The sequence below is a fragment of the Listeria sp. LM90SB2 genome (assembly GCF_028867355.1).
Classification (GTDB): Bacteria; Bacillota; Bacilli; order Lactobacillales; family Listeriaceae; genus Listeria; species Listeria monocytogenes_B.
Window position 1 is genome coordinate 2410001 of sequence record NZ_CP046449.1, and the last position, 13724, is coordinate 2423724.

Annotated in this window: 11 protein-coding genes, 2 tRNA genes and 2 rRNA genes (1 of these 15 cut by a window edge); 4 read left to right on the forward strand and 11 right to left on the reverse strand. The window is 39.9% G+C overall.

What is annotated here, in order from left to right:
* The 8 genes from GL301_RS11895 to yugI form a co-directional block, all read right to left on the reverse strand.
* A 23S ribosomal RNA gene (locus tag GL301_RS11895) occupies positions 1 to 1113 on the reverse strand (it extends 1819 nt beyond the left edge of the window).
* A gap of 172 nt (positions 1114 to 1285) precedes the next feature.
* Positions 1286 to 1361 (reverse strand) — tRNA-Ala (locus GL301_RS11900).
* Positions 1362 to 1407: 46 nt separating this feature from the next.
* A tRNA-Ile gene (locus tag GL301_RS11905) sits at positions 1408 to 1481 on the reverse strand.
* Positions 1482 to 1610: 129 nt separating this feature from the next.
* A 16S ribosomal RNA gene (locus GL301_RS11910) occupies positions 1611 to 3160 on the reverse strand.
* The 16S and 23S rRNA genes sit together here with 2 tRNA genes alongside, the layout of an rRNA operon.
* 350 nt (positions 3161 to 3510) lie before the next feature.
* Positions 3511 to 4269, reverse strand: a complete 759-nt coding sequence (locus GL301_RS11915) for a DeoR/GlpR family DNA-binding transcription regulator (RefSeq protein ID WP_003722392.1) — start codon at positions 4267 to 4269, stop codon at positions 3511 to 3513.
* A gap of 104 nt (positions 4270 to 4373) precedes the next feature.
* Positions 4374 to 5726 (reverse strand): glucose-6-phosphate isomerase, encoded by a 1353-nt coding sequence (locus GL301_RS11920; RefSeq protein WP_003728418.1) that lies wholly within the window; start codon positions 5724 to 5726, stop codon positions 4374 to 4376.
* A gap of 101 nt (positions 5727 to 5827) precedes the next feature.
* Entirely contained in the window at positions 5828 to 6235 is a 408-nt protein-coding gene (locus GL301_RS11925; protein WP_003722394.1) for an NUDIX hydrolase, read from the reverse strand.
* 147 nt (positions 6236 to 6382) lie between these two features.
* Entirely contained in the window at positions 6383 to 6736 is a 354-nt protein-coding gene (gene yugI, locus GL301_RS11930; RefSeq protein WP_010959034.1) for a S1 domain-containing post-transcriptional regulator GSP13, read from the reverse strand.
* A 153-nt stretch (positions 6737 to 6889) separates the two neighbouring features.
* Between yugI and GL301_RS11935 the strand changes: the two genes are divergently transcribed.
* The 3 genes from GL301_RS11935 (at position 6890) to GL301_RS11945 (ending at position 9978) form a co-directional block, all read left to right on the forward strand.
* Positions 6890 to 8056 (forward strand): MalY/PatB family protein, encoded by a 1167-nt coding sequence (locus tag GL301_RS11935; protein WP_012681429.1) that lies wholly within the window; start codon positions 6890 to 6892, stop codon positions 8054 to 8056.
* A 138-nt stretch (positions 8057 to 8194) separates the two neighbouring features.
* Positions 8195 to 9298, forward strand: coding sequence for an ABC transporter permease (locus tag GL301_RS11940; protein ID WP_003728416.1), 1104 nt, complete (start codon positions 8195 to 8197; stop codon positions 9296 to 9298).
* The gene (locus GL301_RS11945; RefSeq protein ID WP_003728415.1) at positions 9298 to 9978 is read left to right on the forward strand and encodes an ABC transporter ATP-binding protein; all 681 of its coding nucleotides are present in this window, start codon (positions 9298 to 9300) and stop codon (positions 9976 to 9978) included. Before GL301_RS11940 ends, GL301_RS11945 begins: the two co-directional genes overlap by 1 nt.
* A gap of 42 nt (positions 9979 to 10020) precedes the next feature.
* Here GL301_RS11945 and GL301_RS11950 read toward each other — a convergent pair whose 3' ends face one another.
* Complete coding sequence (locus GL301_RS11950) at positions 10021 to 10335, reverse strand: PTS sugar transporter subunit IIB (RefSeq protein ID WP_003741107.1); 315 nt, start codon at positions 10333 to 10335, stop codon at positions 10021 to 10023.
* Positions 10336 to 10579: 244 nt separating this feature from the next.
* Here GL301_RS11950 and GL301_RS11955 point away from each other — a divergent pair, with 244 nt between their 5' ends.
* Positions 10580 to 11941, forward strand: a complete 1362-nt coding sequence (locus GL301_RS11955; protein ID WP_003734835.1) for an aspartate kinase — start codon at positions 10580 to 10582, stop codon at positions 11939 to 11941.
* 41 nt (positions 11942 to 11982) lie between these two features.
* On the opposite strand, the gene GL301_RS11960 is transcribed toward GL301_RS11955, so the two are convergent.
* Complete coding sequence (locus GL301_RS11960; RefSeq protein WP_003731684.1) at positions 11983 to 12378, reverse strand: hypothetical protein; 396 nt, start codon at positions 12376 to 12378, stop codon at positions 11983 to 11985.
* 109 nt (positions 12379 to 12487) lie between these two features.
* A complete protein-coding gene (locus GL301_RS11965) occupies positions 12488 to 13711 on the reverse strand; it encodes an ATP-grasp domain-containing protein (protein WP_274758804.1) in 1224 nt (407 codons plus the stop codon).
* Positions 13712 to 13724 lie beyond the last annotated feature (13 nt).

Sequence of the window (13724 nt, forward strand, 5' to 3'; positions counted from 1 at the left end):
TAAGCCAACATCCTGGTTGTCTAAGCAACCCCACATCCTTTTCCACTTAACATATATTTGGGGACCTTAACTGGTGGTCTGGGCTGTTTCCCTTTCGACTACGGATCTTATCACTCGCAGTCTGACTCCCGAGTATAAGTACATGGCATTCGGAGTTTATCTGAATTCGGTAACCCGAGAAGGGCCCCTAGTCCAAACAGTGCTCTACCTCCATGACTCTTTACCTCGAGGCTAGCCCTAAAGCTATTTCGGAGAGAACCAGCTATCTCCAAGTTCGATTGGAATTTCTCCGCTACCCACACCTCATCCCCGCACTTTTCAACGTGCGTGGGTTCGGACCTCCAGTAAGTATTACCTTACCTTCATCCTGGACATGGGTAGATCACCTGGTTTCGGGTCTACGACCTGTTACTTATGCGCCCTATTCAGACTCGCTTTCGCTACGGCTCCGCTTTTTCCGCTTAACCTTGCAACAAATCGTAACTCGCCGGTTCATTCTACAAAAGGCACGCTATCACCCATTAACGGGCTCTAACTACTTGTAGGCACACGGTTTCAGGAACTGTTTCACTCCCCTTCCGGGGTGCTTTTCACCTTTCCCTCACGGTACTGGTTCACTATCGGTCACTAGGGAGTATTTAGCCTTGGGAGATGGTCCTCCCGGATTCCGACGGAATTTCACGTGTTCCGCCGTACTCAGGATCCACTCTGGAGGGAAAGCCATTTCAACTACCGGGCTGTTACCGTCTTTGGCGGGCCTTTCCAGACCGCTTCATTTATAACTTTCTTTTGTAACTCCGTATAGAGTGTCCTACAACCCCAAGAAGCAAGCTTCTTGGTTTGGGCTCTTTCCGTTTCGCTCGCCGCTACTCAGGAAATCGATTTTTCTTTCTCTTCCTCCAGGTACTTAGATGTTTCAGTTCCCTGGGTCTGCCTTCCTCACGCTATGTATTCACGTAAGGATACTATCCGACTAAAGATAGTGGGTTCCCCCATTCGGAAATCTCTGGATCAACGCTTACGTACAGCTCCCCAAAGCATATCGGTGTTAGTCCCGTCCTTCTTCGGCTCCTAGTGCCAAGGCATCCACCGTGCGCCCTTTCTAACTTAACCAATTTACTTCTACGAAGTAAAGGTTGTTTTTCTGATTTTCCGTATCAGCGATGATACTTCCAATCAGATGAAAGATTCACTTTCAGATGATTCTCGGTTACTTGTGTCATAGATAATTACTTATCTATGCTAACTTTACTAACTTTCTTATCTAGTTTTCAAAGAACAATTTTGGTGGAGCCTAGCGGGATCGAACCGCTGACCTCCTGCGTGCAAAGCAGGCGCTCTCCCAGCTGAGCTAAGGCCCCGTAAAAGGGTATGATTATTTGTATTTCTTATGTCAGAAAGAAAAAGTGGGCCTAAATGGACTCGAACCATCGACCTCACGCTTATCAGGCGTGCGCTCTAACCAGCTGAGCTATAGGCCCGTCAAAAATGTAGTGGCGCGATGCTTCAAGCATAGTGCCTTGCATACTTTATCTGACATAAAAGAGAGTAACCTCTCAAAACTGAACAAATAGAGAAGAACGAAAACTCACAGGTTTCCTTTTCCTTAGAAAGGAGGTGATCCAGCCGCACCTTCCGATACGGCTACCTTGTTACGACTTCACCCCAATTATCTGTCCCACCTTCGGCGGCTGGCTCCATAAAGGTTACCCTACCGACTTCGGGTGTTACAAACTCTCGTGGTGTGACGGGCGGTGTGTACAAGGCCCGGGAACGTATTCACCGTGGCATGCTGATCCACGATTACTAGCGATTCCGGCTTCATGTAGGCGAGTTGCAGCCTACAATCCGAACTGAGAATAGTTTTATGGGATTAGCTCCACCTCGCGGCTTCGCGACCCTTTGTACTATCCATTGTAGCACGTGTGTAGCCCAGGTCATAAGGGGCATGATGATTTGACGTCATCCCCACCTTCCTCCGGCTTGCACCGGCAGTCACTTTAGAGTGCCCAACTAAATGCTGGCAACTAAAATCAAGGGTTGCGCTCGTTGCGGGACTTAACCCAACATCTCACGACACGAGCTGACGACAACCATGCACCACCTGTCACTTTGTCCCCGAAGGGAAAGCTCTGTCTCCAGAGTGGTCAAAGGATGTCAAGACCTGGTAAGGTTCTTCGCGTTGCTTCGAATTAAACCACATGCTCCACCGCTTGTGCGGGCCCCCGTCAATTCCTTTGAGTTTCAACCTTGCGGTCGTACTCCCCAGGCGGAGTGCTTAATGCGTTAGCTGCAGCACTAAGGGGCGGAAACCCCCTAACACTTAGCACTCATCGTTTACGGCGTGGACTACCAGGGTATCTAATCCTGTTTGCTCCCCACGCTTTCGCGCCTCAGCGTCAGTTACAGACCAGAGAGTCGCCTTCGCCACTGGTGTTCCTCCACATATCTACGCATTTCACCGCTACACGTGGAATTCCACTCTCCTCTTCTGCACTCCAGTCTTCCAGTTTCCAATGACCCTCCCCGGTTAAGCCGGGGGCTTTCACATCAGACTTAAAAGACCGCCTGCGCGCGCTTTACGCCCAATAAATCCGGACAACGCTTGCCACCTACGTATTACCGCGGCTGCTGGCACGTAGTTAGCCGTGGCTTTCTGGTTAGATACCGTCAAGGGACAAGCAGTTACTCTTATCCTTGTTCTTCTCTAACAACAGTACTTTACGATCCGAAAACCTTCTTCATACACGCGGCGTTGCTCCGTCAGACTTTCGTCCATTGCGGAAGATTCCCTACTGCTGCCTCCCGTAGGAGTCTGGGCCGTGTCTCAGTCCCAGTGTGGCCGATCACCCTCTCAGGTCGGCTATGCATCGTTGCCTTGGTAGGCCATTACCCTACCAACTAGCTAATGCACCGCGGGCCCATCTGTAAGCGATAGCCGAAACCATCTTTCAAAAGCGTGGCATGCGCCACACTTTATCATTCGGTATTAGCCCCGGTTTCCCGGAGTTATCCCCAACTTACAGGCAGGTTGCCCACGTGTTACTCACCCGTCCGCCACTAACTTTGGAAGAGCAAGCTCTTCCTCCGTTCGTTCGACTTGCATGTATTAGGCACGCCGCCAGCGTTCGTCCTGAGCCAGGATCAAACTCTCTTTAAAATATAAATTGAATTTGAATACTTATTCAACACCGTGAATAAGATTCCTTGCGTCAAATTGACTTCGCTAGCAATTAAATTACTAGTTTGTTTTGTTGAAAACAGCTTTCTGTTTTCTGCCCTGCGATTACCAGTGAGACTTTACGTCTCATTGCTTTTCGTCTTCTTCTTTGTTCAGTTTTCAAAGGTCAATTTCTTTTGTTGCGAAAGCGTTTTGTCCGCATCAGCAACGTTTATAAATATACCAAGATTTTTGCCTTTCGTCAATACTTTTTACAAAGTTTTTTAAATAAAGATGAAAAAAGATGAATTTGGTGCATAAATTGGTGATTAAATGGAGTTTTTAAAACATTATGTTGTATAAATTTGCATTCCTTTTTCTTCAAATTGTTCTTTTAATACTGGGTCTATTTCTTTTCCAGTGATAATAGAAGAGATTTCGTCTAGGGCTGCGTATTTGTATAGTGAAATGCGGCCGAACTTGGTGTGGTCTGTTACTAAGATGACTTCATCGGCTGAGTGGAGCATTTGTTGCTTAGCTGGGATTAGGTATTCGTCGTAATGCATTAGGCCTTTGTCGATATCGAGCGCTGGCGTGGTTACAAATGCTTTATGTACGTGAATGCTCTGCAAGGTTCCGCTTGTAATCATACCGTTAAGGATGAAAGTTTCTGGGTAGATGACGCCACCTGTCACAATTACTTTAGACGGGGAAAAGCGCATAATGGAAGCTACGTTGATATCGTTTGTTATGACGGTTAGTTTGGATCGGTCTTTTAATGCGGTTGCGATGTGTCCGGTTGTTGTTCCGGCGTCAAGAATGATTGTATCGCCGTCTTTGACCATTGTCGCTGCTAACGTGGCGATGCGTTGTTTTTCTTCATAGCGCACTTCGCTTCGTTTTTTCCAATTTGGTTCGGAAACTACTTTTTCTTCTATCATAACTCCGCCGTGGGTTCTTTTTAGCTTTTTGTCTTTTTCTAAAGAGGTTAAATCGCGGCGAATGGTTGCTTCGTGGACTTCAAAATGTTTAGCTAATTCGCTAACTGTTGCTATTTTTCGGCTTTTGACATATTGGACGATGGCGCGTTTTCGTTCGATAGATAGCACTTCTTCCCCTCCTTTTGTTTAACTATATGGTAACTCCAATGGAAGAAAATCGCAAACAAACAAAAAACCTTGGAGCGATTGGCCCCAAGGTTTGGAAATGAAAATTAATCGTTTAAGCGTTTTTCTAATTCTGCTTTTTTGTCTTCGAAGCCTGGTTTGCCAAGTAATGCGAACATGTTGGCTTTGTATGCTTCTACGCCTGGTTGGTCAAATGGATTTACGCCATTTAGGTAGCCGCTGATAGCTACTGCTTTTTCAAAGAAGTATACTAGGTAACCGAAAGTGTATGCATCTAGTTCTGGAACTTCTACAACAAAGTTTGGAACTTCGCCGTCTGTATGTGCTAGAAGTGTTCCTTCGAATGCTTTTGTGTTAACGAAATCAACTGTTTCGCCAGCAAGATAATTTAAGCCATCTAGATCTACCTCTTCTTTATTGATAGTTAAGTTGTGGCGTGGTTTATCCACTTTGATAACTGTTTCAAAAAGGTTACGACGGCCGTCTTGGATATATTGACCGATAGAGTGCAAGTCAGTGGAGAAGTTTGCGCTGGATGGGTAAATACCTTTTTTGTCTTTACCTTCACTTTCGCCGAATAATTGTTTCCACCACTCGTTAAAGTATTGTAAGCCTGGTTCATAGCTGATTAGAAGTTCTGTTACTTTGCCTTTACGGTAAAGAACGTTACGAGCTGCTGCGTATTGGTATGCAATGTTATTTTTTAGTTCAGGTTTGTCGAAATCTTTGCTTGCTGCTGCTGCTCCATTCATAAGAGCATCGATATCAACACCACTAACTGCGATTGGAAGTAAACCTACTGCAGTTAAAACAGAGAAACGTCCGCCAACGTCATCTGGAACAACAAATGTTTCGTAGCCTTCATTGTCAGCTAATGTTTTTAGAGCGCCTTTTGCTTTATCAGTTGTAGCGTAAATGCGTTTTTTCGCGCCTTCTTCGCCATATTTTTTGATTAAAAGTTCTTTGAAAACACGGAAAGCGATTGCTGGCTCTGTTGTTGTTCCGGATTTAGAAATAACGTTAACAGAGAAGTCACGGTCGCCAACTACTTCAATTAAGTCATGTAAGTAAGAGGAACTAATGCTATTTCCTGCAAAGAATACTTGAGGTGTTTTACGAGCACCTTTTTCAAGTACATTATAGAAGGAATGATTTAAAGTTTCGATTGCAGCACGTGCCCCAAGATAAGAACCACCGATACCGATAACGATTAATACGTCAGAATCACTGTGGATTTTTTCTGTTGCTTTTTTGATACGAGCAAATTCTTCTTTGTCGTAATCTGTTGGTAAGTTAATCCAACCAAGTGCGTCATTACCAGCACCCGTACCATTATGTAATGAATCATGAGCTGCTTTTACTGCTGGTTCAAGATAATCAAGTTCGCGTTCTTCAAAAAAACGGAGCGCTTTGGAATAATCAAATTTAATATGTGTCATTGTTTTCCCTCCAAATTTTAAAAAAGTTTCTTTATTAACTTTATATCAATCAGTGCTTTTTAGCAAGGCTTGACCTTGTGAAATTTGAGCCTTTTTGAAATTTAGGTATAGTTTTCATACAAGACGCCTTCGCTTCTTACTAGTTCATTTAATGATAATTGGTCTACAGCTAATAAATCATCTGCGAGCGGGATAGGTATCCACTTCACTCGAAACACATTGTCATCATTGGAAGCAAGAAGTGCATTACCAACAGGTTTTGCTCGAAAAACGAATGTACAAACATGCTCCCATGTAGCACGGCGCTCTTTGCAGTGTAGGATAGACTCTATTTCTATATCGATATTTGTCTGCTCTTTCACTTTGCTTGCAAGTGCTTCTTCCATTGTTTGGTTTGTTTCCACATGTCCCCCTGGAAATGCCCATGTCAAATTGCGATCTCTCACCACTAGTATCTCGTCTTTCTTTTCGTTATATACAAATGCCTGCACATGAATAGATCTTTTCACGTAAATCCCCCTTTTGACTATTTTATAATATTGAATAAATAGAAAATTACTACTAACTATTCCCTTTTTCTAAAATTTTAGTCAATTAAATTTACCAGCTTAGCAATTTATCCCAAAATGGGTATATTACCAAGCTGATTGGGACTTTTATTTGTCTGCTTTTTTAATCCATTCTTCTAGTTTATCGCGTAAAGTGTTAAAACCTTCGTCGTTTTCGCTAGATGAAACTTGTTTCTTTTTAGTTGGTTGTTCTTTTGGTGCTTCCTCTGTCGCTCTAATAGAAAGACTGATTTTATTTTTTTCTTCGTCAATATCTAGAATTTTGACTTTGACTTCTTGGCCAACTTCTAAAAAATCATGGATATCTTTGACAAAACCATGCGTGATTTCTGAAATATGAACTAAGCCTTGTGTCGAATTATCTAGTGCTACAAATGCTCCGTAGCTTTGAATTCCTGCGATTTTCCCAGAAACTACGTCTCCTACTTTGAATGTACTCATCCTCATTCCACCTACTTTCAACCTTACAATATTTTATAAATTATAACACTTAGGCGAAACTTTAACAATTATTCTAAATCCTTCTATGGCGAGCTTTAAAGGTGAAATTTATGCTATAATTGAGGCGAATGAAAGAGAAGGAGCGTGACATATTTGAGTCAATTTGATGAAGTCATTCCGCGTATTGGAACTAATTCAGAGAAGTGGGATGGGGCAGAAGAATTATTTGGCAGAAAAAATATTATTCCGATGTGGGTAGCGGATATGGATTTCCGTGCGCCGCAGCCAGTACTTGATGCATTTCAGCGTCAAATCGATCATGGGATTTTTGGTTATTCGACCAAGTCAGCGGCACTTGTCGAAGCTATTATCGATTGGAACAAAGAGCAGCATCAGTTTGAAATCGATCCGAGCACGTTATTTTTTAATGGAGCGGTTGTTCCGACAATTTCGTTAGCGATTCGCTCTCTCACAAATGAAGGCGATGCAGTTCTAATGGTTTCGCCGATTTACCCACCATTTTTCAATGTAACGAAAGCCACTGAGAGAAAAGTGGTTATGTCGCCACTTATATATGAGAACCGTCAATATCGAATGGATTTTAACGATTTGGAAAAACGGATGAAAGAAGAAAAGGTAAAATTATTCCTTCTATGTAATCCGCAAAATCCTGGTGGTCGTTGTTTCACCAAGGAAGAACTGGTGGAATTAGCGAAACTATGTGAAAAATACCAAATTCCGATTGTTTCGGATGAAATTCATGCTGACTTAGTGATGAAAAATCATAAACATGTGCCAATGATGGTCGCAGCACCGTTTTATCAAGATCAAATTATTACTTTAATGGCGGCTACGAAAACATTTAACTTGGCGGCGATTAAAGCTTCCTACTATATTATTACGAATAAAGATTATCAGGCCAAATTCGCTGCGGAGCAAAAGTACGCCACAACTAATGGGCTCAATGTCTTTGGGATTGTTGGTACAGAAGCAGCGTATCGCCACGGCGTGCCTTGGCTAAAAGAGTTGAAAGAATATATTTATAGCAACTATGAATATGTCAAAGCAGCACTCGAAAAAGAAGTACCCGAAGTTGGTGTGACCGACTTAGAAGCAACCTACTTGATGTGGCTTGATTGTCGCGCTCTTCCAAAAGACGAAAAAACGATTTACGCTGATTTAATCGAAGCTGGTGTTGGTGTTCAAATGGGTTCTGGATTTGGACATTCCGGTAAAGGTTTTGTCCGCCTCAACATTGCATGTCCTAAAGAAACTTTAGAAAAAGGGGTAAAACTTCTGATTCAAGGCTTAAAAAAATAGTTTATTCTGGGAAACTAAGTAGCAAATACTTAGTTTCTTTTTTTAGGAAATTGAATATAGCTTTGGTATACTATTCTTTGGAAAGTGAAATAATGTTCATTTTCCGTTTACATAAATTTAAAGGAGTTGGTATAACCGATGTTTTTAGGGCTTCGTGAATTAGTTTATTCTAAGTTGCGCTATATTTTAGTAACAGGCATCATGGTCTTAATTATGTTACTATCACTTATTTTATCAGGGCTGGCAAACGGGCTGGCTTACGATAATGCTTCATCTGTAGCAGATAACGGGGTTCCATATTATGTTCTCAGCAAAGACGCCCAAGACAAATTATCTAGATCTCAGTTCCCAGAATCCAAACTCGCTGATGTGAAAAAAGATGCTAATGTAAAAGATGCTGCGGTTCTCGGTCAATCTATGCAAACGTTAAAACGGGAAAGTGACGATAAAAAGTTTAGCGTCGCACTTTTCGGTATTCAACCAGATAGCTTTCTCGCTCCAAAAATTTCTGATGGAGCTAACATACAAGTGACAAAACCTGACGAAATCGTCGTTGATTCTTCCTTGAAATCAGACGGAATCAAAATTGGCGATGTTTTGATGGATGATATTTTGAATAGAGAATTAACGGTTGTCGGCTTTACGGAAAATCAAAAATATAGCCATGCTCCCGTTGTTTATATTAATATCGCGACTTGGCAAGAAATCAATCCTGTTTTATATCACCAAAAAATCCCGCAAACAAGTACTATTGCGATTAAAACAGAAAATCCTGATAAAGGCGTAACCCTTTCGGATAAAGATTTAACAACGATTGATCATAAAGGTTTCTTAAATCAAATTCCAGGTTATTCCGCGGAACAAATGACGCTTAACATGATGATTTTCTTCTTAATCATTATTGGCGGATTTATTTTAACTGCATTCTTCTATGTCATGACGCTTCAAAAAACAACACAATTTGGTATTTTGAAAGCACTGGGTACGAAAACAAGTTACTTAGTTAAGAGCATTATTACTCAAGTGGTGATTATTTCAATTATTAGTATTTTAATTAGTGTCGGTGTAACGCTCCTGCTTCCAAGTATTATGCCAGCAGCGATGCCGTTTAGATTAAGTCCGATGACGATTGCGCTTTATAGTGGTTTATTCTTTTTAGTTGCTCTGTTCGGCGCCCTTCTATCACTTAGACGAATTGCTAAAGTAGATGCGTTAGATGCCATTCGAGGAGGTGATGAATAATGGAAACTCTACTATCTTTTGATAAAGTGTATAAAGACTACCCGTCCGGTCCTTCAATTATTCATGCACTGAAGGAAACAAACTTTGAAGCTAAAAAAGGTGAACTAATCGCGATTGTTGGTCCGAGTGGTTCTGGTAAAAGTACGCTCCTTTCTCTGGCTGGAGCGCTATTAACACCGACTGGTGGAACGATTTCTATTAACGGAAAATCAGTCGGGAATTTATCTTCCAAAGAACAAACTGCTCTTCGTTTAGAAGAAATTGGCTTTATTTTCCAAGCAGCTCACTTAGTTCCTTATTTACACGTAAAAGATCAAATCAGCTTTATTGGAAAAATGGCTGGGAAAAGTGCGGCGGAGCTTGAAAAAGATACAGCTTCACTTCTAAGCCAACTTGGCATTAGTGATCGCGCAAATTTCTATCCAAAAGATTTATCTGGCGGTCAAAAGCAACGTGTCGCTATTGCTCGTGCGCTTATTAATCAACCTTCCGTTATTTTAGCCGACGAACCAACTGCGAGTCTTGATACTGAAAGAAGTCGTGAAGTTGTCGAGCTTATACGGAATGAAGTTGTGCAAACAAGCCGAACAGCAATCATGGTAACACATGATGAGCGTATGCTAGATTTAGTCAACCATGTGTATCGTATGGAAGACGGAATACTTACCCAAGAAAGCTAAAAAACCTGCGTGGCTTAAGTGCCACACAGGTTTTTTTATTGTTTATTTTTGGAAACCGTTGATTAAGTCTAATGCTTGACCTAGTACTTTTTCACCGTTCATCGTACCGTAAGCTGCCATGTCGATTACATCTACTGGAATTTTCCCAGCAGCTAGTTCATCAACTGTTTTTTTCTGGTAACGCACTTGTGGTCCTAAAAGTACAACATCTGCATCGTCAATTAAGTTACTTACTTCAGCAATGGAGTACGCTTCAATTTCACAAGTTTCTCCGCGTTCTTCTGCTGCTTTACGCATTTTTGTTACTAAAAGGCTTGTTGACATCCCTGCCGCACATACTAAAACAATATTTTTCATCGTAATCTTTCCTTTCAGATTAAGGCTGCTTTTTTTGTACACTCTTATTATAACTACCTTTAGCTTTTTAAACAAGTAAACTACCGAAGTCGAGAGAAAATAATTAAAAACACGAAAAAACATTGCGATTTCACGGAAAAAGAGCGATAATAGACAATAACTTTATCCGAAAGGTCAGAAAATTTCGCATCATCCAAAAACAACACTTTCGGGAGATAAAAAATTCAGATCAGGAGTGTGTTGCATGAAAGTAATTAAATTTGGCGGAAGCTCTTTAGCATCGGGGATCCAATTAAATAAGGTTTTCCAACTTGTAGCGGAGGATCCTGATAGGAAAATCGTTGTTGTTTCTGCACCAGGTAAACGTTTCAAGGAAGATACAAAAGTGACTGACCTACTTATTGATTGCGCGGCAAAGGCACTTCTCGGGGAAGATACAAGTGAATTGTTTGAATCTGTCATTGCAAGATATGCAGGGATAGCGCTAGATACAGGGATGAGCGACGAAATTATCAATCAAATTCGCGCAGATTTACAAGCAACTATCTCATCGGACAAAAGCGATCCTGATAAATTTTTAGATCGAATGAAAGCTAGTGGCGAAGATAATAACGCAAAATTAATCGCCGCTTACTTTAAATTTAAAGGCTTAAACGCCAATTATATAAATCCAAAAGATGCCGGTTTACTTGTGACAGATGAACATGCTAGCGCGCAAGTTTTACCAGAATCCTATGATCGTTTGTTTGCACTTCGAGAAAGAGAAGGCATTATTGTTTTCCCAGGATTTTTCGGTTATACGAAAGACGGCGAAATTAGCACGTTTTCTAGAAGTGGCTCTGATATTACTGGAGCGATTGTGGCAAACGGCGCCCAAGCCGAGTTATACGAGAACTTTACGGATGTGGATGCAGTCTACGCAGTCAATCCCGCTATCGTGAAAAATCCGAAGAAAGTTCTTGAACTAACTTACCGGGAAATGCGTGAACTTTCATATGCCGGCTTCTCTGTTTTTCATGATGAAGCTTTAATTCCGGCTTTCCATGCAGGTATTCCGGTGCATATTAAAAATACGAACAATCCTGATTCTTGTGGTACGCGTGTCGTTCATGAACGCGAAAATAACAATGGTCCAGTCGTTGGAATTGCTAGTGATGACGGCTTTTGTAGCATTTATATTAGTAAATATTTGATGAACCGAGAAATCGGCTTCGGACGGAAAGTGTTGCAAATTCTGGAAGATGCTGGGTTGAACTATGAACATATGCCGTCTGGGATTGATGATTTAACGATTATTATTCGCGAAAATCAGTTTGGCGAAGATACCGAGCAGACAATTATGTCTCGTTTGAAAGAAGAATTGAACGCAGATCAAGTGATTATGCAACACGGGATTTCGCTGATTATGGTTGTTGGTGAGACCATGCGCCATAATGTCGGGATTACGTCTCGTGCTTCAAAAGCTTTATCCGATGCGAAAGTAAATATTGAAATGATTAACCAAGGTTCTTCTGAGGTGAGCATAATGTTTGGCGTGAAGGAAGAGCAGGAAAATACTGCGGTTCGCTCACTATATAATGAATTCTTTTCAGAAGTATTCGTTTAAAATAAAACAAGTTTCTCATCTTAACTGACGAGAAACTTGTTTTATTTATGAGCTTCCTTTAATTGATAGTTTTTTGCTATTACATCAATAATGTAGTCATACGTACTAATCCGGTAATGCTTGAAATCTTGGATGTTGTAGTCACTTCTTATTTTCACTCGCTCGTTTATTAAATTTGACTGCTCGATTATTTCGAAATTGCTTTGGCTTTGTAACCAACTAGAACTCCATTTACTTTTTTCGTAGGTGTCGAGTTCGGTGGATGAATAGAAAATAAGTCCGTTAAAAACCATTTTTTGGAGCGTGCTTTCATCTTCAAAATCAATTTCAACCGTTATTATAAGTTGGTTGGTGTTTTGGTGTAAGCTTTCAAGCCATGTTTTGTCTCTGCCGTAAATTAGTTGGTTGTTGATTTTTATTGGATGGGATTTTTCCACTGTAGTTATTACCTTCTTTTGTGTGTAGTTTAAATTTTTTATACGATAATATCTATAATATTATTAATTGTAAATTCATTCTATTACTTTATTCTGATTGATAAGTCGATTAAACAATCGAAAATTTAATATTATTCAGCAAATAATCTCTCTTAAACAAAAGATCTTTATATCTTTCACTTTTTATAATAAAGTACCCCAACCTATCCCACGACGAATCAGGGGGCTTTACAAATGCGCCTATTTCTTTCGTAACTTTATAAGACAGGATATATTCTTTATGCTCATGCATTAAATTCAAGTTTTCAACCTCTGCTAGTATACCAATTTTTTCTGTATAAAAAAATTGAATAATTGTGTATCGCTGAAAAATTTTATTAATTTCAAAAGGAACATCAATCATTAAATTAATATACGCTCTTCTAAAATTAAAGTTATAAGATGAACTTATACCATTCGATATATAATCGCCTGGCATTCGAGCAGCACATTCAATTAAAACAGGAATATTTTTTTCAACTTTCCATTCAGCATGAAGAACAGTAGTCCCTATATTTGCTTTCTCTATAAGTTTGTTAATTTGATTATACATCTCTTTCTCTACCTCAACATTTTTGATCGCTGGTATATGATGAGCTATTTCAATACACTCTTGATTATCAATTCCTTCTTTATAAGTTATATTTTTAAAAACTATTTTACCATCTTTAACCAAGTATTCGGAACTCATCTCATAACCAGATAAAAATTCTTCAGCCATATATTCCCATTCCAGTCTATCTTCATCTACAGTTTTTTCGTTTTTCATAATTAACGCATCTGTAAAAGCTTCTTTTAGTTCATCTTTACTTGAAATGATATATAACCCTATTGAAGCCTGTCTATTGCTTGGTTTTAAAATAATTTTCTTCTCATCAAAAAATGTATTTAAGTCTATTATTGATTTTATTTTAATAAATTTAGGATGGTTTAGATTAGTGTTCTTACTAAATTCTCTAAATTTAATTTTGTTAGAAAAAATACTTGCTCCCTTTTTTCCAACACATGGTAAACATAAATATTCCGCTAACTCATTAGCAGCTGGAACACTGTATTCAAATCCTGGAATAACTCCATCTATCTTACTAGTAGCTATATATGGGATTATTTCTTCTAAAAATCTATCATTGTTCACATAATCACAATAAATTAATTTATGATTTAAGTCAATCTCATATTCTTCTAAGTTATTATATACTTTCTTACATTCAATAATTATGACCGAATTAATTTCTGGCATAGTACAAAATTCATCTATAAATGCTTTGTTTTTCCCGATAAGTATAATGTTCATATATTCTTCACAA